Genomic DNA, 25,421 nt, shown 5'->3' with positions numbered 1-25,421 from the left:
AAGATCGGAGTCTCGGTGACCCGGACAGCAACGGACAAACCCTGGCGGCTCGCTTTCGCCGCCACCGTGTCGGTTTTGGCGATGGCGTGCGGCGTCGCGACCGCCGGACCGGCCGCCGCCGCGGACTACTCGAAGGCCGGCGAGAATGTTGCCGGTTCACAAATTCTCCGGCACGAGGGCGTGCAAAGCGGAAGCCCGCGGTTCGACCCGGCGGTCGGGCAGACCCTCGGCCACGACGTGAGCGGGCACCAGGGCACGGTCGACTGGGGACAGGCCGCCGGCGCGGGCGCGCGGTTCGCCTACGTCAAGGCGACCGAGGGCACCGGCTTCGTGAGCCCGCAGTTCGACCAGCAGTACAACGGCGCGCACGACGCGGGCATCGTCCGCGGCGCGTACCACTTCGCCCGCCCGGACGTCTCCAGCGGCGCGGAGCAAGCCGACTACTTCATCGCCCACGGCGGCGCGTGGCGCGGCGGCGGCTCGACGCTGCCGGGCGCGCTCGACATCGAGTACAACCCGTACGGCGACGCCTGCTACGGCAAAAGCCAGGCCGACATGACCGCGTGGATCGCCGACTTCACCCAGCGCTACCTGGCGAAACAGCGCCGCAGCGCGATCATCTACACCTCGACGTCGTGGTGGAAACTCTGCACCGGCAACGCCGGCGGATTCGGCGACACCAACCCGCTGTGGCTCGCCCGGTACGCCCCGGAGATCGGCGAACTCCCGGCGGGCTGGGACAAGCAGAGCATCTGGCAGTTCTCGCGCACCGGCAGCCTGCCCGGCGACCAGAACTACTACAACGGGCCGATGAACCGCGTGGAGGCGCTCGCCAGGGGAGGCGGTTCGTCGGCGTGATCGCCTGAAAAGCCGTACCGGAGGGGGTCCGGTCGTAGTTGGATCACCGGGTGACTTTCGCGATCGGTCTCTTCGACCTCTTCACCTATGCGATCCCCGGCGCGCTGCACCTGGCGTTCCTGGCCTATCTCGCCGGACGGCTGCACTGGCTCGACCTCGCCGCCGTCTCGCGCGGGCCGGGCGTGGTGCTGGTGATCGGGATCGTGGTGGCGAGCTACCTGCTCGGATACCTGGCGTATCCGCTGGGAGCGCGGGCGGCGCGGTGGCTGCCGCGGCGGCGGAAGCGGAACGCGCGGGAGGAGTTCCTGCGCCGGAACCCGGCCGCGCGCGGGCGCGTGTTCGTCGAGGCGGACTCGTTTCTGCTGCTCTCGGCGCTGCAACTGCACGACGCCGACGCGGCGATGGAAGCGACCCGACTGCGCACCGCCGGGCTGATGCTGCGCAATTCCAGCCCGGCGATGGCGTTCGGGTTCGTGGCTTCGGTGGTGGAGCTGATCGTCGGGCCGCATCCGGTGTTCGCGGCGTGCGCCGCGGTGCTGTTCGCGGGCGCGTTTCCGGCGTTGGTCGCGCAGGGCCGGTTGATGTCGCATTGGGCGAGCGTGAAGACTCTGGAACTCAGCTTTTGGGTGCCGGAGGTGGAGGAGACGCTGGCGGCCAGGCAGAAGACGGAGTGACCTCGAGGCGTTCGACGAGGGCGGGGTCGTTGAAGACGGTCACCCCGGCGATGCCGTCTCGTCGGACGTCGAGCACCGCGACGCCGAACGGTTTCCCCTGCCAGCGAACGACGGCTGCGGGCTGACCGTTGACGACTGCTCGGTCCATCCGCCAGTCGCCGGGCTTGCCCACCGCCTCGGCGAACACCTGGGAACAGTCGTCCATGTCGTTGAACCACGTGCGGCTCGGGAGGAGTTCGAGCGTGGCATCCGCGCGAAGCACGTTCGTCAAGCCGGAGACGTCTGCGCTCTCGAACGCGGTGACGTACGCGTCGAGCAGCCGCCTCGCTTGCGGCGAGCTGGGCTCGACGACGTCCTCGGGACCGGACTCGACCTCGGCCAGCCGCGCGCGGGCGCGTTGCAGGCTGCTTTTCACCGCGGCGACGGACATGTCCATCATCTCGGCGACCTCGGCTGCCGGGAACGCCAGCACCTCGCGCAGCAGCAACACGGCGCGCTGGGCGGGAGGCAGCGTCTGCATCGCGGCGATCAACGCCAGCCGCAGATCCGCGCGGTCGCCGGGAAACGGCTCGATCCACGTCTCCGGCGGCAGCACGTCCGGTCTCGTGTCGTCGGCGGCGATGCCCGAGGGCAGGGCGCGCCGCCCGCGGTCACGGGCCGCGTTGAGGCACACGTTGGTCGCGATGCGGTGCAGCCAGGTGCGCACCGAGGACCGCTCCTCGAAGCCGTCCCAGCCGCGCCAGCCGCGCAGGTAGGTCCTCTGGACCGCGTCCTCGGCCTCGTGCCACGAACCGAGCAGCCGGTAGGCGTGCGCCAGCAGCTCTCCGCGGAGCGGGGCCGCCGCCCGTTCGAAATCCGTCACCGGACCAGTGTCGACCGCAGCCACGATCCCGCCTCCCGAACCGCCTCGTCGGCCACGGCGGTGTTGCCCGCCGCCATCTGGAACGTGTGGACCTGGCCGGGGAATTCGTCGATGCGGACCTCGACGCCCGCGTCTCGCATCCGCCGGGCGAGTTCCCGGCTGTCGTCCAGCAGCGACTCTTCCGCGCCGACCTGAAGATACGTCGGCGGCAGCCCGTGCAGGTCCGCGTGGAGGGGTGAGGCGAGCGGGTCACGCGGGTTCGCTCCGGCCAGGTAACCGGTCGCGAGGCCGCGGACTAGGCCTCGGGTGAAGAACGGGTCGCTGCCCGTGTCGTAGGTGGTGCCGTTCGCTTCGAGATCGGTCCATGCCGACAGCAGCAGCAAGGATGCGGGCATCGGCAGGTTCTCGTCGCGGGCGCGTGCTGCGAGGCCTGCTGCCAGCATCGCTCCGCAGGAGTCGCCAGCGACGGCGATCGGGCCGGATTCGTTGGCTAGCAGCCATCGGTAGGCCGCGGTGACGGTGTCGAGCTGGCTGGGGAACACGTGCTCGGGCGTGAGGCCGTACTCGACGGCGAATGTGCTCACCCCGGCGGCGCTCGCCAGGTGGCCGAACATCCGGCGGTGGATGGCGGCCGATCCGCCTACGAAACCTCCGCCGTGGATTGCCAGGATCGCCGCACCGGGCAGGGCGTCCGGCGGACGCAGCCAGAGTCCGGCCGGTGCTTCGACCGCCTCGGCCGCGATGTCTTTCGGCTCCGTGGCGAGTGTTTCCCAGGCTGGGGTTCGCTCACCGCGCGCCCGTGCTTCCCAGAGGGTGCGGTTGGGGTCTTGCGTTGTCGTGGTCATGCCGGATAGACCCCGGGCGGGGCGGAAAGGAATCGGTCAGCGGCTGGCGGGTTCGCGCCAGCTCAGGCTGGCGCCGAGGGCCGCGGTGAGGCGGGTGATCGTCTGGCGGGTCGCTTCGTCGTTGACGTGTTCGGGGAGCCAGGCACAGGCGAGGTAAGCGGCGACGACGTCCGCGGTCGCGCAGGCGGCGGCGAGGCATTCCTCGATCTGCGCGAGCGACGGGCCGGGGCCGGACGGGAAGCGTGCGCCGGACAGGTCGGCGCTGTCGATGACGTCGATGTCGAGATGGACGTAAACCGGCACCGGGCCGAGTCGGGCGAGGGCGGCGGTGATCGCGCCGGGCTCGGCGGGGATGCGGTGAACCTGGCTGGCAGCAAGGGAATCGCGCTCGGCGGGGTCGAGGTCGCGGGCGTCGGCGAGCGCGACGCTGGTGTCGAGGACCGGGCGCAGGCCGAGCGTGTCGTCGAAGAGGCCGGAGGTGCGGCCGGTCAGCATGGCCAGCGCCATTCCGCCGATGTAGCCGCTGGTGGAGATGGCGGGGGTGTTGAAGTCGCCGTGAGCGTCCAGCCACAGCACGGCCAGGTCGCGGTGGCGCCGCTGCAGCGCGGCCACGGCGGCGCGGCTGGTGGGGCAGTCCCCGGAAAGCACCAGGGGCTTGGCCGCCTGGGCCACCGTGTCGGCTGTTGCCCGGTGAAGGAGGCTCATTCGGGAGGCGACGGGGCCGGAGGGCAGGACCGGAGGAACTACCTGGGTCGCGGTGGCGGGGACCGGGAATTCCGGAATGTGCTGGTCGAGGTGCCAGGGCGTGACGATCAGGTCCCAGGAGCGGTCAGCCACGAGGTGTCTCGCTTTCGGTGCGGTGGGCGAGCAGGTCGAGCAGCCGTCGCAGTTCGGCGGCGCCGGCTCGCAGGTGTGCGGTGAGTTCCGCTCTGGCTTGTTCCGGGGTGCCGCGGAGCGCGTCCAGCAGCTGACGGTGGTCGTCCTCGATGCGGCCGAGTTCGCGGCGGGAGCGCTCGGCCAGCGCTAGGGCTAGGCGCTGTTCTTGCTGGAGCTGCGCGTGGAAGCGGCACAGACGGGGGCTTCGGGTGGCCGCGACCAGCGTGGCGTGGAAGAGCCGATCGCCATCGAGCGCGGCGGCCGTGTCGCCGTGGTCGAAGGCGTGTTCTATCTGGTCCACCAGGTCGGCGAGCTGCTGGTAGATGACCGGATCCCGGTGTCCGGTGAGGGCGTCGGCCGCGGTCAGTTCCACGGAGGTGCGGGCGGCGTAGATGTCGGCGACGTCGGGGCCGGTGACGTCCGCGACGACGATGCCGCGGTTCATCTGGTAGCGGACGAGCCCTTCGCTTTCGAGGGTCCGCGCGGCTTCGCGGAAGGTGCTGCGGGAGACGCCTAGCTCAGCGGCGAGAGCGGTCTCGCGCAGCGGCGTGCCCGGCGGCAGCTGGCCGGACAGGATGGCCTGCCGGACGGCGTAGGCGGCTTGTTCGGCGGTGCTCTGCCGCTGGATGTTCGCGCCGAGGCCGGTGATCGGATTCGTCATCAGTCTCCCCTGACCTCCCCGCCAGTGAGCACCAGATTGCCAGATTGTCCGACAATCTGGCAAGACGTCTTGGGGTCGGGGCGCAAGAAGATGCGGTCGTGGCTCGGTGCTGCGCGAGAGCGTTCCGTCGCGAAGGGGCTGTGTGTGCGGTGCTGCGGGCTCGACATCGCCCGCGGCGCGGCGGCACTATCGTCGGACCGCGCTTGCGCCGCGGCGGAAAGGGCATCGATGCGGGAGAAGAAGCTCGACGGGCCGCACAGCCGACAACCTCCTGGCGCGGCCGGCCCGGTCGAAGAGTTCCCGGGGGCGGTGGTCGTGGCGCACGAGAGCATGGGCTGCGGGCCGGTGGCGTCTGTGGTGCGGGGCACCGTCAACAACGACGAACTTCTGACACTCGAAGTGTCCTACGCGCGGCTGGGTCGAACCGTGCTGGTGGTGAAAAACGTATTGTCCGCCTCGGCTGCTGCGAAACCGGCCTTCTCGATCGAAGACAAGGGCAGTCAAGTAGTCAACTTTGTCAAGCGCGCAGATCTCGCCGACAGTCCCGACGAGTTCCGGTGGCGGCAAGGCGACGCATGCGGCGATTTCGCCCCAGCGGAGAGCGCTATGGCCTATTTCCAGCGCATCCAAGATATCGTGCGGCGTGCTCCTGCCACGGAGAAGGCCGTGTCCATCGATGACGAGACTCTGATCGGCACCCGCACGGATATCATCGGCTGCGCGGTCGTCGAAGTACGCCGGGCGGACCGGCACGTATTCTGCACCGGCCAGCCTGACCTCATCGATGTACTTGAACTACGCACCGCTGCTCCGTCGGAGTTCACGCATTTAGGCGGCGAGTAGCTTTTCGCGACGAAGCCCCGTGACCGGTTTCCACTCAACCAGCGCTGCGACCCCGGAACCGCGCGGCCAGCGCAGCCATCGGCGACCGCCGCCCCCGCAACGGAACGGCACCGGAGGTGATGTCCGCGAGAAGCGTCGCGACGGTCTCCCCGGCGCACGTCCGGTTCGCGCCGATCCCGCCCGAAGGACCACGCTTGATCCAGCCGACCACGTAAGCACCGGTCCGGCCCTCGACCCGGCCCGCGGTGTTCGGGATCGTTCCGGCCGCCTCGTCGAACGGCAGGCCCGGCACCGGACGTCCCCGGTAGCCGACGGCGCGCACGACTTGGCCAGCTGCGATCTCGACCGGGCCGGAAGGGCCGTCGACGCGCAGGCCGCGCACCTGGCGGTCCCCGGTGATCTCCACTGGCGCGGAGTGGAAGCGCAGCACGATCCGGCGGGGGCCGTCCGCGGGAGGGGCGGTCCAGTCGACCGTCTCACGGTCCAAACCCTGCAATAGCGCGGCTTTTCCGGTGCCAGCGTCGATCGCGGCGGCGGTGCGCGGGTCTTCGGTGTCGACGACCAGCGGCACGTCTGTGCGCTGTGCCAACGCGATCAGCTCGGGGGAGGTGTAGGCGGCGTCTTCCGGGCCGCGCCGCGCGAGCAGCACTACCTCGCGGACCTTGCTGGAGCGCAAGCGTTCCAGGGCGTGCGGGGCGATGGTCGTGCCGTCGAGATCGTCGGGGTCGGCAGTGAGGATCCGGGCCACGTCGAGGGCGACGTTGCCGGTGCCGATCAGCACCACGCGCTCCGCGGAGAGATCGACGGCGTGCGCGGGGACGTCCGGGTGGCCGTTGTACCAGGCGACCACAGTCGTCGCGGCGAGGCTGCCAGGCAACTCCTCGCCGGAAATGCCGAGGGTGCGCGCGGAAGAAGCGCCGACGGCGTAGATCACGGCGTCGTGGCGTTCGGCCAACTCGTCCACAGTCACGTGGCGGCCGACTTCGACGCCGAGCTTCAGCTTCAGCCGCGGGTGGTTGTGGAAGCGCGAGAAGGTCTCGCCGATGCGCTTCGTGTCCGGGTGGTCCGGGGCGACGCCGAAGCGCACCAAACCGCCCGCGACCGGCAGGCGGTCGATCAGCGTGACGCGCGCGTTGGTGTGCAGCAGCAGGTCTTCCACCGCGTACATCCCGGCCGGGCCGGTGCCGACGACGGCCACGTCCGCGGGCTCGAGGTCGCTCGGGATCTCGCGGTCGAACGTCGGCGGGCCCCAGCGGTGGAAGTTCGGCGCGGGGTTCGCGGCGGCCGGCGGGCGGTCGGCGTAGAAGTCAGCGTTGATCCCCGCGTACACCTTCATCGAGTCGGTCAGCAGATCCACCGGGAAGATCGCGTCGACCGGGCACGCGTCGGCGCACGCGCCGCAGTCGATGCACGTCTGCGGGTCGACGTAGAGCATCTCGGTGGTCCCGAAGTCCGGCTCGTCCGGCGTCGGGTGGATGCAGTTGACCGGGCAGACCGACACGCACGTCGCGTCGTTGCAACAGGTCTGGGTGATCGCGAAGGCCATGTCAGATCAGATTCGCCCGCTTGTAGAACACCAGTGCCGGCTTCGTCAGCAGCCCGCACGAGCCGAGGAACTCCATCAGCCCGGCACAGCTCGACCGCATCATCGACTTGTGGTGCTCGTTGGCCTTCGCCTCGCGCAGCGCGCGCTCGGAGTCCAGCCCGGCGTTCTTGTACACGTCGCGGTTGACCATGCTGCTGACGATGAAGTACGACGCGATCGCGATGACCAGCGCGTTGACCTGGCGGCGCACGGCTCCCGCGCCCTCCAGCTGCTCGCGCGTCTCCTCGCGGGCGAACTTCATGTGCCGCGACTCTTCGACGACGTGGATGTTGTTGATCGTCCGCACGAACGGGACCACGCGCTCGTCGCGCATCCAGTCGCGCTGCATCACGTCGAGAACCTCTTCGGCGACCAGAATCGCCGCGTAGGCCGCTTCGCCGCCCGCGACCGCCTTGAAGACGCGGCCCAATTCGACCGCGAGCTTGCGCGGCCGGTACGGGGGAGCGCCGAGCTTCTGCGCGCCGCGGGCGAACATGATCGAGTGGCGGCATTCGTCGGCGATCTCGGTGAGCGCCCACTGGAACGCCGGGTCGGTCGGGTCCTTGGCGTAGAAATCGCGCAGCACCATCTGCTGCAGGATCATCTCGAACCAGATCCCGGTGCTCGCGACCGACGCCGCCTCCTGACGGGTCAGCTCCTTCTGCTGCTCCGGGGTCATCTCGGCCCAGTAGCTCGTGCCGTAGAGCGTGCTCCACTCCGGGCTGGCCCCGTGGAAGTCCTTGTCCAGCGGGGTTTCCCAGTCGACCTCGGTGGCCGGGTCGTAGGAAAGGGTCGCGGAGGAGTCGAGCAGCCGCTGCGCGGTCTCGTGCCGGCCGGACGGGGCTGCTTCCGGTGCTCGCTGCACGTCTGCGCTGGTCATTCGGTCCTCCCTGAGCGACATTGGTTAGGCGTTACCGCGATTCACTGTTACCTAAGGTAACACCTATCTGGCCGTATCGCGAGAGGTACCGGCGAACCGCGTGTCGTCCGTTCGGGCAGTCGGGCCGGGAAGGGGCCGCTGACCTGGCAGGATGAGCCGCGAATGTCTTCCTGACCTCGGAGGAAACGCCGTCGTGACGCAACCGCCGCAGCCGTATCCCGGCACCGGTCCGCAGCAGTACTCGCCGTTGCCGCCTGCTTACGGCGGGCAGTCCGCTTACAGCGGCCAGTTCCCGGCCCAGCCGCCGCCCCCGGTACCGCCGACCGCGTATTTCGGGGCCACCGCGGTCGCGGCGGCGACCTTGGCCTCGGTCATCGGCCTGGTCGCCACGATCGGCTTCGTCGTGGCCGTCATCCGGATGGTCGGCAATCCGTCCTCGAGCAGGCTGCTTTCCAACGGGATCGTCGGCGCCGCGGACCTGGCGATCGCGGCACTGGCGGTCGCCGGCGCGATCGGCCTGTTCAAGCGTTCTCCGGCAGGCCGGGTCTGCGTGCTCGCCGGCAGCAGCCTGGCGGTGCTGGACATCGTCGTCTTCATGATCGTCGGCCTCGGTTCCAGTTTCGTCCGGAAGAGCGCGCCGCCGACCCTGCAGATGACCTTCCCGAGCGGCTTCCTGTGGCTGATCGTCCCGGTCGCCGCGCTCGTGCTGGCGGCGCACCGGGCGACCGGCGCGTGGCTGCTGCCGAAAACCCCGCCGGCGCCGTACCACCCCGGCTGGTGACCGACCGGGAAGAAATCCTCCGCACCCCGCGGCTGCGGCTCACCACCTGGCTGCCTTCGGACCTGGACGATCTCGCCGTCCTGCATGCCGACGGCGAGGTTATGCGGCACATGACGACCGGTCCGCAGACCCGCGCGGCGACCCGCGAAAGGCTGGACGCGTTCATCGCCGAACACCGCCAGCGGGGCTGGTCGAAGTGGCGGATCGAAGGCGCGGCAGGGTTCCTTGGCCGTGCTGGGTTCGGCCTCGCGCACGGCAGCGGACACCGGGAAGTCGGTTACCTGCTGGCGCGCGCGGCCTGGGGTGCGGGGCTGGCCACGGAGCTGACGCAGGCGCTGCGGCAGTGGCATGAGGACCACCCGGAACCCGGTCTCGCGCCCGAACTGCGGGCGTATGTGTTGCCCGGCAACGCGGCGAGTTGCCGGGTGCTGGAGAAAGCGGGCTTCCGGGCGGTGGGCGAGGAGGACGGACAGCTCGTGTTCGAGTCAGGCCGCCCCTGATCGGCGCAAGCGCGGCAACACCGCCAGCCACAGCAAAGCGGTCGCGATTCCGTACGCGACCGTCATCGTCAGGCTCATCGACAACGGCGTAGTCCCGCCCAGCGACACCAGCGGCGCGACGATCGGGCCGATCGCGAACGACGCCGTTCCGAGCAGCGCCGCCGCGGTTCCGGCTCGCTGGCCGTGATTGGCGAGGGCGAGCGCGTTGCCGTTCGCCTGCGTCGTTCCGCCCGCGAGCATCAGCAGTGCCAACGGGATCAGCAACGCCGCCAACCCCGCCCCGAACAACACCGCGCCCAGCATGGTCAGCGCTGCTGCCGCGGTGAAGGTCGTGCCGAGTACGTACATCCGGACTGGTCCGGCACGGCGCACTGCCGCTCGATTCACCTGCGCGCCGAGCACCGACATGACCGCGTTCGCCGCGAAACAGGCGCTGAACACTTGTGGCGACAACGAGAATCCGTCTTGCAGGACGAAACTGATCGACGCCAGATAGGTGAAGAACGCCGCCCCGCCGCAGGTGCTCACGAGCAGGAAACCCAGGAACAGCGGGTCTTTCAGCAGTATCCGGAACTCACCGCGGCCCGTGCGCGGATGTCGCGCCTCGGGTGGCAGGCTTTCCGGCAGCGCGGTCGCGGCGACGATCAGCAGCGCCGCCCCGATTCCGGCCAGGACGCCGAAGATGCCGCGCCACCCGATGATGGCCGCCAGCTGGCCACCGATCACCGGTGCGACGATCGGCGCGAGTGCCCCGACGGTGGTCAGCAAGGCCAGCAGCCGCACGAGTTCGACGCCCTCGGCGAGGTCTCGGGCGACGGCCAGCGACAGCACGATTCCGGCCGAACCGCACAATCCTTGGAGGAATCGCGCCGCGAGCAGGACCTCGATCGACGGTGCGAAGGCGCATACCACGGAAAGCACGGTGAAAAGCCCGATTCCGGCCAGCAGCGGACGCCGCCTGCCGAACCGGTCGCTCAGCGGGCCGACGACGAGCTGGCCGAAGGCGAGTCCGAGCATGCAGACCGACATGGTCGCCTGCGCGAGACTCTGGCCGGCCCGTAGGTCGTCGGCGAGCTGGGGGAGTGCTGGCAGATAGAGGTCCATGGAGATCGGGCCGAAGACCTCCAGCAGCCCCAGCACGACCGCCATCCGAAGCGCGCCTGGGCGGCTTTTCGGCACCACCGGCTCGACCAGGCTCGCTTCGGGTTGGAGTCGCTTCATCTGGCGCGCAGGATCCGGCGCAGCCACGAAAGCCGGGTCGCGACCGCGGAACGGGAGACTTCCGCGTCGGGGGAGAAACCGGCGAAGCCGTGGTAGCCGCCCGCCCACACGTGCAATTCCGCCTGTCCGCCGGTCGCCCAGATCCGCAAGGCGTACTCGGTTGTCTCGTCGCGGAAGATCTCCGCGGCGCCGACGTCCAGGTACGCGGGCGGCAGACCGGACAGATCGGCCATCCGCGCCGGGACCGCGTAGGGCGAGGCCGCGTCGGTGCCCCGCGCCGGGCCGAGGAGGGCGTCCCAGCCGGTGTCGTTGTTGTTGCGGTCCCAGGCGCCGATTCCGTTGTACTGCTGGGTCGAGACCGACTCGTTGCGGTCGTCGAGCATCGGGCACGCCAGCAGCTGGCCGGCGATGGCGGGGCCGTTGCGGTCCCGGGCCAGCAGCGCGACACCGGCCGCGAGACCGCCGCCCGCGCTGGCGCCGGTGACGACGATCCGCGACGGGTCGATGCCGAGTTCGTCCGCGTGCTCGACTGTCCACAAGAGACCCGCGTAGCAATCCTCGACGGCGGCGGGGGCCGGGTTTTCCGGGGCCAATCGGTATTCCACCGAGATGCCGACCGCACCGAACCGCAGCACGTCGTCGATCAGGCCGTCGAGACCGAAGAACCGGTTGCCCAGCACCATTCCGCCGCCGTGGATGCTGTACAGCGCGGGCGCGCCGCTCACCCCGGCCGCGGGCCGGACGACCGTGAGCACGATGTCCGGAGCGCCCTCGGGACCGGGGACGGTGTGCTCGGTCAGTTCGACCGGGCGGTCGCCGACCATCTGCTCGACGGGCGGGATGATCGTCGCGAAATGCGCGCGGTTGGCGAGGATGGTGTCCGCGCGCAGCGGGATCCGCTCGACCAGGTCGAGGAACGCGGCGAGTCCGGGTTCCAGTTCCGGGTCGTACGGGACCGGCGGGACGCTCATTTCCCCGCCTTCCCGAGGATCCGGCGCAGCCACGAGTTCCGCGTTTCGAGCGCGGCCTTGCTGATCGGCCAGTCCGGGACGTACATGTCGAACCCGTGGAAGGCGCCTGCCCACACGTGCAGTTCGGCCTGCCCGCCGGTCGCCCAGATCCGCAGCGCGTACTCGGTGTCCTCGTCGCGGAACGGTTCCGCGCTGCCGACCTCGATGAACGCCGGGGGCAGGCCGGACAGATCGGTCGCGCGCGCCGGGGCGGCGTACGGGGAGACGTCGTCGGTGCCGACCGCGTCGCCGAGCAGCGACTGCCAGCCCGCGAGGTTCGATTCCCGGGTCCAGGTGCCGAGACCGGGGTACTGCTGGCTCGCGATCGTCGTGTTGCGGTCGTCGATCATCGGGCACAGCAGCAGTTGTCCGGCGATCGCCGGGCCCTTCCGGTCGCGGGCGAGCAGCGAGACCGCCGCGGCGAGCCCGCCGCCCGCGCTGCCGCCCATCACCACGACGCGCGACGGGTCGACGCCCAGTTCGTCGGCGTGCTCGACTGTCCACACCAGACCGGCGTAGCAATCCTCGACCGGCGCGGGGTGCGGGTGTTCGGGCGCGAGCCGGTATTCGACGTTCACCGCGACGACGTTCAGCTCCAGCACCAGCGCGAGCAACCGGCCGACGTCCATGTTGCGGTGGCCGACCATCATGCCGCCGCCGTGGATGTTGTAGAGCACCGGCAGCGCGCCGTCGCTCTCGTGCGGGGACAGGATGGTGATTTCCAGGTCCGGCGCGCCTTCCGGGCCGGGAATGGTCTGCTCGACGACGGTGACCGGCGCGTCGCCGACCGCTTCCGCGGCGGGCGGGAACATCTCGGCCATCGCGCGGCGCAGGCCGGGGATCGTCTCTCGTGTGAACGGGGGCGCGTCGGCCGGGACGATCTCGGCGAGCGCGGGCTCGATCTCCGGGTCGAACGGGACGGGGGGATGGGTCAAGGCAGCCTCCTCGGCGAGGGCGGGTCGGGGTGATGCGGGCCTGCCGGGACACAAGCAGGCGGGTAGCGGGATCTGCGGAGCTGCGAGCGAATCGGGCTGTGGGAGTCGCGGACCTCGGCGGCGGCGTGGGTGCCGGGATGCCCCCAGCACCCACGCGCCCCAGCCAGGCGATCTGGGCATCGCCACCGGCCAGGGTTGGCCTGTGGCTCAGGGGCCTTCGGGATCGACGGCGTCGCGGTCGGCCCAGAACGGCTCCACCAGCGCGCGGATCTGCTCGGCCCCGACCTTCTCCACCAACTCGACCGCGGCGAGGTTGTCCTCCAGCTGTTCCATCCGGGTCGCGCCGAAGAGCGTCGTGACGTTCGCCGGATGCGTCAGCGTGAACGCGACCGCGAGCCGGGCCGCGCTCGTGCCGAGTTCCTCCGCGACCTTGACGACCTTGGCCGCGTCGCGGGTGATCCGCTTGCGGACGTCGCCGGGGTCGCGGCCGATCTCGCGGGTCAGCTTGGTGCGCCCGGCGAGGATCCCGCCTTCGAGGACGTCGGAGGCCTGCATGACGAAACCGTCGGCGAACAGCCGGGAGAACGGTTCGCCGTCCGGAATGGACCGGCGGCCGATGCTGTACTTCAGCTGCGCGATCTGCGGCCCCGGCACCTGCAGCGCTTCGGCGATTTCGCGCAGCCGCGCGATGTTCCCGGCCGACCAGTTGTTGACGCCCCACGCCCGGATCAGCCCGGAGCGGGTCAGCCCGGCGAGGTCTTCGACCAGGTCCTCCAGCGCGACGTCGTCGCGGCGCAGGTCGCCGAGGATCACCAGGTCCGCGACGTCGAAACCGCCGCGCAGGAACGCGTTTTCCAGCTGGGGGCGGAAACCCTGGTCGCCGAAGCCCTCGATCCACAGCTTCGCCGAGACCAGGTAATCGTCGCGCGGGATGCGGGCGGCGCGGATGATCGCGCTCCACAGCACGTCGGTGAAGACCGGCGGGTGGCCGGGCATGCCGTAGACGCCGACGTCGAACAGGTTCACGCCGGCCTCGACCGCGGCACGGATCATCGCGACCGAATCGGCGAAGTCCATCCGGTCGTAGGTGTGCCACGACCCGAGCGAGAGCAGCGAAACGTCCAAACCGGACGTGCCGACCTTGCGGCGGGGCAGGGGCGAGGATGCGGACACGAGACCTCCTTGGCTCGTAAGGGGAAATGGACGATCAGGGAAGACGCGGGTCGACGACGGCTTTCGTCTCGTCCAGCCGGTGCATGGCCTCGATCCGCTCGCTCGCGCCGGACAGCCCGACCGGGCTGCCGAACAGCCGGTCCCACGGCATCCGGGAGGCAAACGAACCGAAGAACTCGATCGCGTGGTGGTAATCGGCGATGTCGCCGTTGAGCGAGCCGACGACGGTCAGTTCCTTGCCCATCACCGTGCCGAGCGGGACCGGCGTCGGCTCCGGACCGGTGCTTCCGACGATCACGACCCGGCCGCGCTGCGCCGCCATCGCGACCGCCTCGCGGCCGATCGACGGCGCCCCGGCGAAGTCGAGCACGAGATCGCCGCCGTGGCCGCCGGTCAGTTCGGTGACGCGCTCGACGATCGTGTCCGAACCCCCGGCGACGTCGACCACGTCGTCCGCGCCGAATTCCTTCGCCAGCTCCAGCCGTGACGCGGGAGCGCCGACGGTGATGACGCTGCCCGCCCCGCTGAGGTGCGCGACCGCGGTCGCGAACAGGCCCAGCGCGCCGGATCCCTGCACCACCACGCGAGATCCGGGCCGGACGCCGCCGACCCGGTCGAAGGCGCGCAGCACGGTTTTCGCCGCGCATCCGGCCATCGCTGCCCACGTGTCGGGCACTTCCGTGGGCAACAGGAGCTTCGCCGCGCCCGGGACGACGTAGGCGTATTCGCACAATCCGGCGGTCGCGAACGGTGCGACGTCGGATCGCTGCAGGAATCCGTAGCCGCGCTGGGAACACGCGACCGGTTCGCGCAGCACCGTGCAGCCGTAGCACTCGCCGCAGGTCGATTCCGACCAGCCGATCCGGGACCCGACCGTGACCGCGCGGCCGAGCGCGTCGCGCGTGTCCGGTCCGGCGGCCACGACTTCGCCGACCATTTCGTGGCCCAGCACCATCGGCAGCATGCCGGGAAAACTCATCTTCCCGGACCAGATCTCCACGTCCGTGCCGCACAGCGTCGCGCACGAGACGCGGACCAGCGCCGCGCCGGCTTCGAGCTCGGCGGGCAGCGGGAGTTCGGTCAGCTCCAGCGGCGCGCCGTGCTCGGTCAGCACCGCGGCGCGGGTGGAAGTCGGGACGGTCATGGGAAACCTTTCCGGGGGCTGGCGGGCCCGGGAGGGCCGTGTGATGGGTTAGTCTACGGACGTCGACAAAAATGTCGAGTCCCCGAATCCCTCCAGGAGCGCCTGTGCCGACCTCAGTTGCGGATCTCGTCTTGCGGGCAGCAGCGGTGCACACCATGGCCGGTGCCGCGCCCGCGACCGCGCTGGCCGTGCGGGACGGACGCGTGCTGCGTGCCGGAACCGACGCGGACGTGCGGGAGCTGATCGGACCCGGCACCCAGGTGCTCGACCTGGGCGACCGCGCGGTCCTGCCGGGCATCAACGACGCGCACCTGCACGGCGCCTGGCTCGGCGCGCTGTGGCCGGACACCCTGTTCGCCGACGACGGCGCGCCAGGACCCGGCCCGGAAAAGCCGCTGCGCACCGCCGCCGAACGCCGGGCGGCCATCCTCCGCGCGGGCGAAATCCTTGCCGCGCTGGGCATTACGAGCTACACCGAACCCGGCCTCGGCCCGGGGGAGGACAACGGGCACATCGGCGCGTTCGGCATGTCCGTCGTCGAGCAGTACCGGGAACTGGCCGCCGAAGGCCTGCTTCGGGCAAGGGTGACCGCGCTCTGGCTGTACGGCGAACTCGACGGCCCGAGCACGTTCGACAACTTCCGCGCCGGACTGGCCACAGTGGACGGTCCGGGCCCTGACCCGCGCCGGCTGAACTTCCGCGGGGTCAAGATCTTCGCCGACGGCATCCCGCCGATGCGCTCGGCCTACACGCACCACTGCTACGCCGACGGCAGCCACGCCCACCTGCTGGTCGGCGGCGCGGACGATCCGGAGCGGGAGGAAAACTTCACCCGGATGGTCCGCACCGCGCACGAGGCCGGACTGCAGGTCGGCGTGCACGCGACCGGCGACCGGGCGATCGAGCTGATGCTGGACGCCGTCGAGCGGGCCCGGGAGGAACGCGACGTCGACCTCGGCCACTACGTCATCCACGGCGACCTGGTGAACGCGGCGCAGCTGAAGCGGATGGCCCGGCTGGGGGTCGGGCTGTCCGCACAGGCCGGGATCGCGGTCCGGACCGCCTCGGTCGTCGACGCGGCGCTGGGGGCGGGCAGCTCGGACGCCGCGTGGCCGCTGCAGGAGGCACTGGACGCCGGAATCCCGCTGTGCCTGACCTCCGATGCGCCGGTGCTGCCCCCGGACTGGCGCAAGGAAATCGCCGCCGCGGACCAGTGGATGGGCCCGGCCGAAGACGTCCGGCAGCGGATGGAAACTCTGCTGCGCTGCTACACCGTGCACCCGGCTCAGCAGGACGGTGCCGCGTCGTGGAAGGGCACGCTCGCGCCGGGGATGGCGGCTGATCTGTGCGTGCTGTCCGCGGACCCGCTGTCGGTGACCCCCGCCGAACTGCCCGAGGTCGAGGTGGACCTGACTGTCCTGGATGGACAGATCGTGCACCAGCGCACGCCGGGACAGCTTGCGTAACGTACGTGAGGGGAACCCTGAGGGAATCTGATTCCCTCAGGGTTCCCCTCACGTACGGCTGGTTCAGGTGAGCAGCTGGCCGCCGTCCACCGGGAGGCTGGTGCCGGTGATGTGGGCGGCGGCCGGGCTCGCCAGGAACACCACGGCGGCGGCGACGTCCTCGACCGTGGCCATCCGGCCGTCCGGGATTCGCGCCACCCACGCGTCGTGCGCGGGCGATCCGGGCGGCATGGCGGCGGCGAGCATCGGCGTCGCGACCGGGCCCGGCGCGACGGCGTTCACCCGGATCTTGTGCTCCGCCAACTCGATCGCGGCCCAGCGCGTCAACGCGTCGACCGCCGCTTTGCTGCTTTCGTAACCGCCCATGCCGGGCGTAGGCTGCCGCCCGCCGATCGAGGACAGGTTCACCACAACGCCCGGCGCACCGCGCTCGACCATCCGGCGGGCGACCAGCTGCGTCATCAGGAATGTGCCGTGCACGTTGGTCGAAAGAATGCGCAGCAGGTCCGCGCCGGGCAGATCCAGCAATCGCCCGTGGACGCTGAGGAGGCCGGCGTTGTTGACCAGGACGTCGACCGGGCCGACCTCGTCGAGCGCCGCGGAGATCGCGGCCTCGTCGGTGATGTCGAGCCGGATTCCGCGCCCGCCAACCGGTTTGGCGGCTTCTTCGGCGCCGTCGAGGTCGGCGAGCACCACGGAATCGCCTGCCTGGGCGAAGGCGGCGCCGATCGCGCGGCCGATGCCGCCGGCACCTCCGGTGATCAGCACGGTACGGGCAGCGGGCATCGTCGTTTCCTTTCGCCGGGAGCGGGGTACGCGGGCTTATAGTATACAAGCGTAGAAAATAAATCCCTTGAACCGCAGGAGGAATCGTGGCGACGGATCGACCTGGACTGGGCCCGGCGTTCCCGCGCGTGCCGGCGTTGTCGCTCGGCTCGTGGAACACCTGGGACCGGATGGAGTTCGGCGACGCGGTGGCGCTCATCGCCCGTGCGGCCGAACTCGGGCACGCCTTCTTCGACGTCGCGCACTACGACATGGGCCCGCACGCCGAGGGTTCCACGACCGATCAGATCTTCGGCCGCGCGGTCCGCGAAGCCGGTCTCGCTCGCAAAGATTGGCTCTACTGCGGGAAACTCTGGCTCTGGGACTACCCGAACGTCGGCTTCGCGCAGCAGATGAACACCTCGCTCGAACGCGTCGGCGTCGAGTCGGCCGATCTGGTCGTGGTCGGCGACTACTTCGGCGAGGTCGACCTGGAGCGGGTCGTCGCGGACGTCGCCGAGCAGATCGAAGCTGGCCGGTTCCGCGCGTGGGGCGTGAACAATTGGCGCATTGACGATCTGCGCAAAGCTTTTGACATTGCGCGCAAACGTGGATTGGCGCCGCCGGTTTTCGCGCAGCTCAAGTACGGGCTCGCGCGGCGGTCGATGGCCGAGGGCGAGTTCTACGCGCCGCTGTTCGCTTCCGGGCAGCTGACCTTGCAGGCGTCGGACATTTTCGAAGGCGGGCTGCTTGTCGGGAATCTGAAGCCGAATCGCAAGATCGGCGCGGACGTCGGCGGCATCCGGGAGAAGATCGCCGACGCCTGGCCGACCGTGCACAAGATCGCCAGCGAACTCGACGCGTCGCCCGCGCAGCTGGGAATTGCCTTCTGCCTGGCCAATCCCGCGACCGCGAACGTCCTCGTGGGCGTATCGCGGCAGGCGCAACTGGAGGACAATGCGGGCGCGCTCGCCTTGCTGGCGCGCGTGGGCGCGGACCGGATCCGCGAGCTCACGATGCAGTTGTGGCTCGACCGCGAAGTCGCCGCCGACGGAACCTGGTGAAGGGGCTGGTGTTTTTTGTCGACGTGCGTAGACTAAAGCTCCCCGGGGTGCCCGGAGAGGCACCCCCGACGCCGTGAGGAGCCGCCACATGACGAAACCAGCGCCGGACCGCATCGTCGACATCGCCATCGGGTACATGGGCGCGAAGCAGTTGTTCGCCGCCTCGCGGATCGGTCTGTTCCGCGCGCTCGCCGACGGTCCGCGAACGGCGCCGGAACTCGCTGCCGCGACCGGAATCGGCGAGCAGCTGACCCGGATCCTGGCGGACGCGATGAACGCGCGCGGCCTGCTGGAGCGCACCGACGGCCGCTACTCGCTGGCCGAGGACGCACAGGAGTACTTGGGAGGGAGCGGCGCTACGGATCTGGCGCCGTTCCTGACCTTCCTCAACGAAATCAGCTACGGCCACTGGCTTCAGTTCGACACCACTGTGGACAGTGGCAAACCGGGCGACCTCCAGATGGACGAGGGCCGCTGGGCGACGTTCATGGCGGGCGTGATGCGCTACAACTCGCTGCACGCGTCGATGCTCGCGCGCGCATTCGATTTCTCGCCCTACCGCAGCTTGCTCGATCTGGGCGGATTGTCGCCGGAATTCGCGATCGGCGCGTTGCGGGCGAATCCCGCACTGACCGCTCGCTTCGTTTTCGGACCCGAGTCCACGCAAGGGATCACCGACGCGGTGAATGCGGCCGGGTACGCGGATCGCATCAGCATCGACCCCGCGCCGACCGAATCCGCGGAACCGGGCGGCGAGCACGATCTGGTGATGGTGAACCACGTCGTGCACCGGTTCACCGCGGAGCAGAACCGGAAAATCCTGGCCAACGCCCGTGCTGCCGCCGGAGACGGCGCGACGTTGCTGCTGCTGGACTTCTTCCTCGACGACGACGAACGGCAGCGTCCGATCGACGCGCTGCACGCGGGGGAGTACTTCGTGATCGACGGAACTGTCGTTTACCCGGAGGCGGAAGTCCGCGAATGGCTGGACGGTGCAGGATGGCGCGTATGCGATGTCCTCGCACTGCCCGGAAGCCCGCGAGTTCTGGTCGCCGACGCCGTCTGAAAACGGCGGCACGGCCGGGAGATAACGAACGCATCCGGCCCGTTGATTTTTTAGCCGACAATCGTAGACTATCCCGCACCACGGCGAGCCGGGCCGCACTCGACGGCCCGCCGTTCCCGGCGGGGCGCCGAGCGACCCCGCCGGCGGTCCAGCACCCTGAGAGAGGGACTCAATGACGAGGACAAGGACAGCGGCGTTGTTCGCGGCGGCCGCCGCGGCGCTGCTCGCGATCGCCGGATGCACCGGCTCGGGCGCCGCCGGGGCGGGCGCGGGCACCGACGAGCTGAAGGCGGGCGTGTTCCTCGACGTGACGTCGTGGGACCCGGCCAACGCCGACATCGGCTTCGACGGCCCGTACCTGTCCGCGGTCTACGACCCGCTGGTCGCCTTGGACAAGGACGCCAAGCCGATTCCCGCGCTCGCGAAGTCGTGGGACTGGTCGGCCGACCGGCTGAGCCTCACCATGCACCTGCGCGACGACGTCACGTTCGACGACGGCCAGAAGTTCGACTCCGCCGCGGCGGTCGAGAACCTCAACCACCTCAAGTCCGGCACGCGGTCCGGGCAGGCCTACATCGACGTGAAGAGCGTCGAGGCGAAGGACGCGTCGACTGTCGTGCTCCATCTGTCCGAACGCGACGACGCGCTGCTGTACTTCATGGGTCTCGGCCGCAGCTGGATGGCCTCGCCCAAGGCGATCAAGGCCAACTCGCTCGCCAACGGCCCCGACGGTTCCGGCCCGTACACGTTCGACAAGGGCTCCTCGCAGCCGCAGTCGCAGTACGTGTTCAAGAAGCGCGCGAAGCACTGGGACAGCGCTACGTATCCGTTCCCGACGGTGCGGCTGTTCCCGATCACCGACCAGGCGGCCAGCTTCAACGCGATGCTGTCCGGTCAGCTGAACGTCCAGTTCGCCAACGCGGCCAACCTGCCGAAGGCACAGCAGAACGGCTGGAACGTCGCGAAGAAGCCGGCGTCGTGGGTCGGCGTGCAGTTCGCGGACCGCACCGGCAGCCAGGTGAAGGCGCTCGGCGACCAGCGCGTGCGGCAGGCGATCTCCTACGCCTTCGACGCGGCGGGGATCCTCAAGGCGGTCGGCAACGACGCCGGCACGGTCACCGACCAGCTGTGGCCGAGCGGCAGCCAGGTGTACGACCCGGCGGGCAACGGCAAGTACAAGACTGACCTCGCGAAGGCCAAGCAGCTGCTCGCCGAAGCCGGTTACGCCAACGGGTTCAGCCTCAAGATGCCGATGTCGACGATCTTCCAGGCGTGGCAGCCCGCCGCCGAGCAGACGTTCGGGCAGCTGGGCATCAAGGTCGACTGGCAGAACATGTCGATGCCGGACTACCAGAAGAACGCGCCGACGTACCCGATGTTCCTCGCGGTGATCGCGATGGACGGCAACGACATGGCCACGCTGACCGACCAGGTCACCTCGAAGCAGTGGTACAACCCGAATCCGTCGGTGGACGCCTTCCCGGAGGTGAAGGCGCTCGTGCAGAAGGCGGAACAGGCTCAGCCCGGCCCGGGCCAGACCGCCGCGCTCAAGGAGCTCAACACGAAGCTCGTGGACCTCGCCTGGTGGAACGTCTGGTACCAGGCCGACAACCTCTACTTCAGCGTCAAGGGCATCACCGTCACGCCGATCACCGGCATGATGTTCCCGACGCTGCGGTTCATCCAGCGCGGCTGACGCGCCCGTCGTCCCCGGGTCCGTCCTTTGTGGATGGACCCGGGGGAGGAGCCGGAACATGCTCACATTCATCGTCAAACGCCTGGTGTCCGGGATCCTGCTGCTCGTGCTCGTCACGAGCGGCACGTTCTTCCTGGCGCACACGGCGGTGGGGGACCCGACCGCCGGGCTGCTCGGCAACAGCGCGACCCCCGCGCAGCAGGCGGCGCTGCGCGCCCAGATCGGGTACGACCGGCCGCTGCTCGCGCAGTTCTGGGACTGGCTGACGCACGCGGCCGCCGGCGATTTCGGGACTTCCTGGCGGAATTTCCAGCCGGTCGGCGAACAGATCGCGCTGCGCGTGCCGGTGACACTGTCGGTGGTGGTCGCCGCGACGCTGCTCGCCGCGATCCTCGGCGTCCTCGTCGGCGTCATCTGCGGGCTGCGTCCCGGCGGCGTGGTCGACCGCGTGCTGAAGCTCGCCTCGGTGGTGCTGTTCGCGCTGCCGGGGTTTTGGGTCAGCCTCGTGCTGGTCACCTGGTTCGCGATCCAGCTGCAGTGGTTCCCGGCGGTCGGCTACGTGTCGCCGGACCAGTCGGTGGTCGGCTGGCTGCGGTCGATCGCGCTGCCGTCGATCTCGCTGTCGCTCGGCGCGATCGTGATGATCGCCGAACAGTTGCGCAACGGCTTCCTCCAGGTCGCCAACCAAGACTTCGTGCGCACGCTGCGGGCACGCGGCCTGTCGTCGCGCCGCGTCACGACGCACGTGCTGCGCAACGCTTCGCCGTCCGCGCTGACCGTGCTCGCGCTGATGTTCGTCGGCCTGCTCGGCGGCGCGGTGGTCGTGGAGATCGTGTTCAACCTGCCCGGGATCGGCAGCCTGACGCAGTCGGCGTCGCAGATCGGGGACATCCCGGTGCTGCTCGGCCTGACCGCGGTGACCGTCGTGTTCGTCGTGATCGTCAACTTCCTGCTCGACCTCGTGCTCGGGTGGGTCAACCCGAAGGTGCGCGACCGATGACCGCTGCCCCGTTCCCCGCCACGCTCGCCCCGGTGAAGCGGATCTCGCTGACGCGCCGGTACTTCCGCCGCCCGGTCGGCGTCGTCGCACTGGTCGTGTTCGCGATCGTCGTGCTCGCCGCGATCTTCGCGCCGTGGCTGGCCCCGTACGACCCGAACCACGTCGACTTCGTCCTGACCCACGCCGAACCCGGCAACGGGCACCTGCTCGGCGGCGACTCCGCCGGCCGCGACATCTTCAGCCGCCTGCTCTACGGCGCGCGAACCACGTTGTACGGCGGCGTGATCACCTGCGTCACCGGTGTCGTGCTCGGCGTCCCGACCGGCGTGGTCGCCGGGTACTTCGGCGGCGCGACCGACCGGATCTGCTCGTGGATCAGCGACGCACTGCAGTCCGTGCCAGGGATGATCGTGCTGCTGGTCGTCGCGGCCGGCACCGGTCAGGACTTCACCGTGCTGATGATCGCGCTCGGCGTGTTCCTTGCGCCGGGCTACTACCGGATCACCCGCGCCCGTGCGTTGACGGTGCGCCGGGAGCCGTACATCGACGCCGCGCGCGTGGCCGGTGTCGGCACGCTGCGGATCCTGCGCACGCACCTGCTGCGCGCGGTATACGCGCCGATCATCGTGCAGACCGCGCTCACCGCCGGGCTCGCCATCGGCATGCAGGCCGGTCTGCAGTTCCTCGGCATCGGCTCGGCGTCGACGCCCAGCTGGGGCCAGACGATGAACGACGGCTTCCTGAACATGCTGACGTACCCGCTGATCCTGCTGTGGCCGTCGATCGCGCTCGGCGTCACCATCGCCGCGCTCGCGTTCATCGGCTCGACGCTGGCGGATCTGGTCAGCGTCCGCGCCGAACAGCCGTCGCGGCGCGGCCGGGCCCGCGTACGGGAAGCGCTCGCGGCTCCCGCACCGGATGCCTTGGGCGATGGCGGGGCTTCGGGCGGCCACGAGCACGCGGCGGCGGATTGCGCGCTGCGGATCGAGAACCTGCGCGTCGGCTACGCGACCGACAAGGGCGTCAAGGAGGTCGTGCGCGGGGTGTCGCTGGACGCGGCTCCCGGCGAGGTGCTCGGGATCGTTGGCGAATCCGGATCCGGCAAGACGCAGACGGTGTTCTCGGTGCTGGATCTCCTGCCAGCGGGCGGGACCGCGGTCGCGGACGGGATCTGGGTCGGCGGGCGCGAGGTCGGGAAGTCGGGGGAGCGGGCGAAACTGCTCGGCCGCGAGATCGGGTACGTGCCGCAGGAGCCGATGACGAACCTCGACCCGTGCTACCTGATCGGGCACCAGCTCGTCGAGCCGCTGCGCCGCGTGCACGGGCTGGACAAGGCCGCGGCGAAGGAACGGGCCCGCGAGGTGCTGCTGCAGGTCGGCCTCACCGACCCGGACCGCGTGATGGCGAGCTACCCGCACCAGATTTCCGGCGGCATGGCGCAGCGCGTGCTGATCGCCGGCGCGGTGGCCGGACGGCCGTCGCTGCTGGTCGCCGACGAGCCGACGACCGCGCTGGACGTGACGGTGCAGGCCGAGGTGCTGGAGCTGCTGCGCGAACTGCAGGCCGAATACGGGATGGCGCTGGTGATCGTGACGCACAACTTCGGCGTCGTCGCGGACATCTGCGACCGCGTTGTGGTGATGAAGGACGGCCGGATCGTCGAAACCGGCCCGGTGGAACGGATCTTCCGCGCGCCCGAGGACCCCTACACCGCCGAGCTGATCAGCGCGTCGCTGGACGACACCGAAGGACGGGAAGAGTTGGACGAAGCCTGGGAACGGCGCGGCCTCGCCCACGCGACCGGAGAGGAGGCCGGACGATGACCGCTCCGCTGCTCGCGATCGAGGACCTCGTGGTCGACTACCGGCTCAGCCGCCGGGTGCGCTTCCGGGCCCTGAAAGGGATCTCGCTGGACGTGAAGCCGGGCGAATGCGTCGGGCTGGTCGGCGAAAGCGGGTCGGGGAAGTCCACTTTGGGCAAAGCCGTCCTCGGCCTCGCCGCGCCGGAGTCCGGCCGGATCACCTTCGACGGCGAGGACATCACGCACGCGCGCGGCGTGGTCCGGCGTCGGCTGGCCAGCGACATCCAGGTGGTGTTCCAGGATCCGTACGGTTCGCTGGACCCGACGATGACTGTCGGCGAAGTGCTCGCCGAGCCGCTGGTGGTGGCCGGGACTTCGCGTGCGGACGCCCGGACGGTCGTCGCGGACATGCTCGACCGGGTGCGGCTGCCCGCTGACGCGGTGCACCGGTATCCGGGCGAGTTCTCCGGCGGTCAGCGGCAGCGGATCGCGATCGCACGGGCGCTGGTGCGGCGGCCGCGGCTGATCGTCTGCGACGAGCCGGTGAGTGCTCTGGACTTGACCACACAGGCGACGATCCTCGAGCTGTTCCTGGAACTGCAGCGCGAGACCGGGGTGTCCTACCTGTTCGTGTCGCATGACCTCGGTGTGGTGCACCGGATCTGCCACCGGGTTTCGGTGCTGTACCAGGGAGAGATCGTGGAATCCGGTCCTACGGCGGTGGTTACGCGGGCGCCGGAGCATCCGTACACGCAGCGGTTGCTGCTGGCGGCACCGGTGGCAGACCCGGCTCGGCAGGCGGAGAGACGGGCGGCTCGGCTGGGGCTGGGGTAGGCCCCCTTCTTTGTCCGGCTGTCTTGGGCGGCTGGTTGTCCGTGCCCGCTTTTCCGGGCTCGCCGCTCCCGCGTGCGGTCGAGCAGGGTCACATCCGTCGCGGGAGAATACGGGTTAGAGTCTGTAACCATGCCGAAGGTCATCGATCACGATCAGCGACGACGGGAAATCGTCGAGGTCGCCAAGAAGCTGATCATCGAAGGCGGGTTCGAGGCCGCGACGATGCGCAGCATCGTCACCGCGGCCGGGTTCGCGAACGGTGCCCTCAAGCACTACTTCCCCAGCAAGGACAGCATCATCGCGGCTACGTTCGAGAGCGTGCTGCAGGAGACTTCGCAGCGGATGTCTGAATTGGACCCTTCATTGGGTCCGGTCGAGTCGTTGCGAGGGTTTGTCGAGGCGGCTATTCCGACTGATGCGCATCAGATCGCGTCGGCTCGGGTGTTGCTGGTGTTGTGGGAGCATTCCGTGGCGAATCCGGATCTTGCTCGGCAGTATCGGGATTTGCTGGACAGTTGGCGGGGCGAGTTGACTGTGCGGATCGCTGCTGCTCGGGGGAAGGGGGAGGCGGCGGATGCTCCGGTTATTGGGGTGTTGGCGGATGAGATTATCGCGGTTTCTATTGGGGCTAATGTTACTTCTTTGATGCATCCGGTGGGGAAGGTTGCTGGGCGGTACCGGGCTTATGTGGATGGGTTGATGGCTCGGATTGGGGATTGAGGTCCTCTTTGCGTTCGGCTCGTCGCCTGGCGGCGACATTGCGCACCTGGGTTGCGTGGGGCACCCCGAAGCTTGAGTGTGCTGACGGTTCGGGGGCCGTCGCGCCGAGTGCCGAGTCGAGCAGCCCCGGGTGGAGGCCGAATTCGTTCGCCGCAACGCCT

25 protein-coding genes are annotated in these 25,421 nt (G+C 69.8%); 13 read left to right on the top strand and 12 right to left on the bottom strand.

What is annotated here, in order from left to right; translation table 11 throughout:
- Positions 1 to 81 precede the first annotated feature (81 nt).
- Positions 82 to 858: a lysozyme gene (locus tag ACWDNU_RS34945; protein WP_449672023.1), complete on the top strand. Its 777-nt coding sequence runs from the start codon at positions 82 to 84 to the stop codon at positions 856 to 858.
- A gap of 50 nt (positions 859 to 908) precedes the next feature.
- Complete coding sequence (locus tag ACWDNU_RS34940; protein ID WP_449672018.1) at positions 909 to 1,532, top strand: hypothetical protein; 624 nt, start codon at positions 909 to 911, stop codon at positions 1,530 to 1,532.
- Here the strand turns inward: ACWDNU_RS34940 and ACWDNU_RS34935 are convergent.
- Genes ACWDNU_RS34935 through ACWDNU_RS34920 form a run of 4 tightly spaced genes read right to left on the bottom strand, consistent with a single transcriptional unit; the run spans position 1,474 to position 4,776 of the window.
- Positions 1,474 to 2,394 carry an RNA polymerase subunit sigma-70 gene (locus ACWDNU_RS34935; protein ID WP_449672017.1) on the bottom strand — a complete coding sequence of 307 codons (921 nt, stop codon included), beginning with the start codon at positions 2,392 to 2,394 and terminating at the stop codon, positions 1,474 to 1,476. The two genes, ACWDNU_RS34940 and ACWDNU_RS34935, sit on opposite strands and share 59 nt — an antisense overlap.
- Positions 2,391 to 3,239 (bottom strand): alpha/beta hydrolase, encoded by an 849-nt coding sequence (locus ACWDNU_RS34930; protein ID WP_449672016.1) that lies wholly within the window; start codon positions 3,237 to 3,239, stop codon positions 2,391 to 2,393. The genes ACWDNU_RS34935 and ACWDNU_RS34930 overlap by 4 nt, the downstream gene beginning before the upstream one ends.
- A 36-nt stretch (positions 3,240 to 3,275) precedes the next feature.
- Entirely contained in the window at positions 3,276 to 4,076 is an 801-nt protein-coding gene (locus tag ACWDNU_RS34925; RefSeq protein WP_449672015.1) for an arginase family protein, read from the bottom strand.
- Positions 4,069 to 4,776: a GntR family transcriptional regulator gene (locus ACWDNU_RS34920; RefSeq protein WP_449672014.1), complete on the bottom strand. Its 708-nt coding sequence runs from the start codon at positions 4,774 to 4,776 to the stop codon at positions 4,069 to 4,071. The genes ACWDNU_RS34925 and ACWDNU_RS34920 overlap by 8 nt, the downstream gene beginning before the upstream one ends.
- A 228-nt stretch (positions 4,777 to 5,004) precedes the next feature.
- Here ACWDNU_RS34920 and ACWDNU_RS34915 point away from each other — a divergent pair, with 228 nt between their 5' ends.
- A complete protein-coding gene (locus tag ACWDNU_RS34915; protein WP_449672013.1) occupies positions 5,005 to 5,619 on the top strand; it encodes a hypothetical protein in 615 nt (204 codons plus the stop codon).
- Positions 5,620 to 5,653: 34 nt separating this feature from the next.
- Here ACWDNU_RS34915 and ACWDNU_RS34910 read toward each other — a convergent pair whose 3' ends face one another.
- Complete coding sequence (locus ACWDNU_RS34910; RefSeq protein WP_449672012.1) at positions 5,654 to 7,165, bottom strand: FAD-dependent oxidoreductase; 1,512 nt, start codon at positions 7,163 to 7,165, stop codon at positions 5,654 to 5,656.
- Position 7,166: 1 nt separating this feature from the next.
- The gene (locus ACWDNU_RS34905) at positions 7,167 to 8,084 is read right to left on the bottom strand and encodes an AurF N-oxygenase family protein (RefSeq protein WP_344274306.1); all 918 of its coding nucleotides are present in this window, start codon (positions 8,082 to 8,084) and stop codon (positions 7,167 to 7,169) included.
- A 193-nt stretch (positions 8,085 to 8,277) separates the two neighbouring features.
- On the opposite strand from ACWDNU_RS34905, the gene ACWDNU_RS34900 reads away from it, so the two are divergent.
- Both ACWDNU_RS34900 and ACWDNU_RS34895 read left to right on the top strand, forming a co-directional pair.
- Positions 8,278 to 8,865, top strand: coding sequence for a hypothetical protein (locus tag ACWDNU_RS34900; RefSeq protein ID WP_449672011.1), 588 nt, complete (start codon positions 8,278 to 8,280; stop codon positions 8,863 to 8,865).
- Complete coding sequence (locus tag ACWDNU_RS34895) at positions 8,862 to 9,365, top strand: GNAT family N-acetyltransferase (RefSeq protein WP_449672010.1); 504 nt, start codon at positions 8,862 to 8,864, stop codon at positions 9,363 to 9,365. Before ACWDNU_RS34900 ends, ACWDNU_RS34895 begins: the two co-directional genes overlap by 4 nt.
- On the opposite strand, the gene ACWDNU_RS34890 is transcribed toward ACWDNU_RS34895, so the two are convergent.
- The 5 genes from ACWDNU_RS34890 to ACWDNU_RS34870 form a co-directional block, all read right to left on the bottom strand.
- Positions 9,351 to 10,586, bottom strand: coding sequence for a multidrug effflux MFS transporter (locus ACWDNU_RS34890; protein ID WP_370937180.1), 1,236 nt, complete (start codon positions 10,584 to 10,586; stop codon positions 9,351 to 9,353). The genes ACWDNU_RS34895 and ACWDNU_RS34890 overlap by 15 nt on opposite strands.
- A complete protein-coding gene (locus ACWDNU_RS34885; protein WP_449672009.1) occupies positions 10,583 to 11,557 on the bottom strand; it encodes an alpha/beta hydrolase in 975 nt (324 codons plus the stop codon). The genes ACWDNU_RS34890 and ACWDNU_RS34885 overlap by 4 nt, the downstream gene beginning before the upstream one ends.
- Positions 11,554 to 12,531, bottom strand: a complete 978-nt coding sequence (locus ACWDNU_RS34880; protein ID WP_377872346.1) for an alpha/beta hydrolase — start codon at positions 12,529 to 12,531, stop codon at positions 11,554 to 11,556. The genes ACWDNU_RS34885 and ACWDNU_RS34880 overlap by 4 nt, the downstream gene beginning before the upstream one ends.
- Before the next feature lie 207 nt (positions 12,532 to 12,738).
- Positions 12,739 to 13,704 (bottom strand): aldo/keto reductase, encoded by a 966-nt coding sequence (locus ACWDNU_RS34875; RefSeq protein ID WP_449672008.1) that lies wholly within the window; start codon positions 13,702 to 13,704, stop codon positions 12,739 to 12,741.
- A 34-nt stretch (positions 13,705 to 13,738) separates the two neighbouring features.
- Complete coding sequence (locus ACWDNU_RS34870) at positions 13,739 to 14,848, bottom strand: zinc-binding dehydrogenase (RefSeq protein ID WP_449672007.1); 1,110 nt, start codon at positions 14,846 to 14,848, stop codon at positions 13,739 to 13,741.
- Positions 14,849 to 14,952: 104 nt separating this feature from the next.
- Here ACWDNU_RS34870 and ACWDNU_RS34865 point away from each other — a divergent pair, with 104 nt between their 5' ends.
- A complete protein-coding gene (locus ACWDNU_RS34865; protein ID WP_449672006.1) occupies positions 14,953 to 16,314 on the top strand; it encodes an amidohydrolase in 1,362 nt (453 codons plus the stop codon).
- A gap of 63 nt (positions 16,315 to 16,377) precedes the next feature.
- On the opposite strand, the gene ACWDNU_RS34860 is transcribed toward ACWDNU_RS34865, so the two are convergent.
- The gene (locus ACWDNU_RS34860) at positions 16,378 to 17,100 is read right to left on the bottom strand and encodes an SDR family NAD(P)-dependent oxidoreductase (protein ID WP_449672005.1); all 723 of its coding nucleotides are present in this window, start codon (positions 17,098 to 17,100) and stop codon (positions 16,378 to 16,380) included.
- A gap of 86 nt (positions 17,101 to 17,186) precedes the next feature.
- On the opposite strand from ACWDNU_RS34860, the gene ACWDNU_RS34855 reads away from it, so the two are divergent.
- From ACWDNU_RS34855 to ACWDNU_RS34825, 7 genes are all read left to right on the top strand, one after another.
- Positions 17,187 to 18,143, top strand: coding sequence for an aldo/keto reductase (locus ACWDNU_RS34855; protein WP_449672004.1), 957 nt, complete (start codon positions 17,187 to 17,189; stop codon positions 18,141 to 18,143).
- A gap of 88 nt (positions 18,144 to 18,231) precedes the next feature.
- Entirely contained in the window at positions 18,232 to 19,209 is a 978-nt protein-coding gene (locus tag ACWDNU_RS34850; protein ID WP_449672003.1) for a methyltransferase family protein, read from the top strand.
- A 172-nt stretch (positions 19,210 to 19,381) separates the two neighbouring features.
- Positions 19,382 to 20,905, top strand: a complete 1,524-nt coding sequence (locus ACWDNU_RS34845) for an ABC transporter substrate-binding protein (protein ID WP_449672002.1) — start codon at positions 19,382 to 19,384, stop codon at positions 20,903 to 20,905.
- 58 nt (positions 20,906 to 20,963) lie between these two features.
- A complete protein-coding gene (locus ACWDNU_RS34840) occupies positions 20,964 to 21,905 on the top strand; it encodes an ABC transporter permease (protein ID WP_449672001.1) in 942 nt (313 codons plus the stop codon).
- Positions 21,902 to 23,728 (top strand): dipeptide/oligopeptide/nickel ABC transporter permease/ATP-binding protein, encoded by a 1,827-nt coding sequence (locus tag ACWDNU_RS34835; protein ID WP_449672000.1) that lies wholly within the window; start codon positions 21,902 to 21,904, stop codon positions 23,726 to 23,728. The genes ACWDNU_RS34840 and ACWDNU_RS34835 overlap by 4 nt, the downstream gene beginning before the upstream one ends.
- Complete coding sequence (locus ACWDNU_RS34830; protein ID WP_449671999.1) at positions 23,725 to 24,540, top strand: ABC transporter ATP-binding protein; 816 nt, start codon at positions 23,725 to 23,727, stop codon at positions 24,538 to 24,540. The genes ACWDNU_RS34835 and ACWDNU_RS34830 overlap by 4 nt, the downstream gene beginning before the upstream one ends.
- 129 nt (positions 24,541 to 24,669) lie before the next feature.
- Positions 24,670 to 25,260: a TetR/AcrR family transcriptional regulator gene (locus ACWDNU_RS34825; RefSeq protein ID WP_370937169.1), complete on the top strand. Its 591-nt coding sequence runs from the start codon at positions 24,670 to 24,672 to the stop codon at positions 25,258 to 25,260.
- Positions 25,261 to 25,421: the final 161 nt, after the last annotated feature.

This window comes from Amycolatopsis sp. NPDC003676 (genome assembly GCF_053587275.1).
The sequence above is the reverse complement of the archived record's forward strand: the minus strand, read 5'-3'. Positions and strand labels throughout refer to the sequence as shown.

Coding starts and splice junctions, on each gene's coding strand:
- ACWDNU_RS34945 (WP_449672023.1), top strand. CDS start 82: ATGGCGTGCGGCGTCGCGACCGCCGGACCGGCCGCCGCCGCGGACTAC.
- ACWDNU_RS34930 (WP_449672016.1), bottom strand. CDS start 3,239: ATGACCACGACAACGCAAGACCCCAACCGCACCCTCTGGGAAGCACGG.
- ACWDNU_RS34920 (WP_449672014.1), bottom strand. CDS start 4,776: ATGACGAATCCGATCACCGGCCTCGGCGCGAACATCCAGCGGCAGAGC.
- ACWDNU_RS34915 (WP_449672013.1), top strand. CDS start 5,005: ATGCGGGAGAAGAAGCTCGACGGGCCGCACAGCCGACAACCTCCTGGC.
- ACWDNU_RS34910 (WP_449672012.1), bottom strand. CDS start 7,165: ATGGCCTTCGCGATCACCCAGACCTGTTGCAACGACGCGACGTGCGTG.
- ACWDNU_RS34905 (WP_344274306.1), bottom strand. CDS start 8,084: ATGACCAGCGCAGACGTGCAGCGAGCACCGGAAGCAGCCCCGTCCGGC.
- ACWDNU_RS34890 (WP_370937180.1), bottom strand. CDS start 10,586: ATGAAGCGACTCCAACCCGAAGCGAGCCTGGTCGAGCCGGTGGTGCCG.
- ACWDNU_RS34885 (WP_449672009.1), bottom strand. CDS start 11,557: ATGAGCGTCCCGCCGGTCCCGTACGACCCGGAACTGGAACCCGGACTC.
- ACWDNU_RS34870 (WP_449672007.1), bottom strand. CDS start 14,848: ATGACCGTCCCGACTTCCACCCGCGCCGCGGTGCTGACCGAGCACGGC.
- ACWDNU_RS34860 (WP_449672005.1), bottom strand. CDS start 17,100: ATGCCCGCTGCCCGTACCGTGCTGATCACCGGAGGTGCCGGCGGCATC.
- ACWDNU_RS34850 (WP_449672003.1), top strand. CDS start 18,232: ATGACGAAACCAGCGCCGGACCGCATCGTCGACATCGCCATCGGGTAC.
- ACWDNU_RS34845 (WP_449672002.1), top strand. CDS start 19,382: ATGACGAGGACAAGGACAGCGGCGTTGTTCGCGGCGGCCGCCGCGGCG.
- ACWDNU_RS34840 (WP_449672001.1), top strand. CDS start 20,964: ATGCTCACATTCATCGTCAAACGCCTGGTGTCCGGGATCCTGCTGCTC.
- ACWDNU_RS34835 (WP_449672000.1), top strand. CDS start 21,902: ATGACCGCTGCCCCGTTCCCCGCCACGCTCGCCCCGGTGAAGCGGATC.
- ACWDNU_RS34830 (WP_449671999.1), top strand. CDS start 23,725: ATGACCGCTCCGCTGCTCGCGATCGAGGACCTCGTGGTCGACTACCGG.
- ACWDNU_RS34825 (WP_370937169.1), top strand. CDS start 24,670: ATGCCGAAGGTCATCGATCACGATCAGCGACGACGGGAAATCGTCGAG.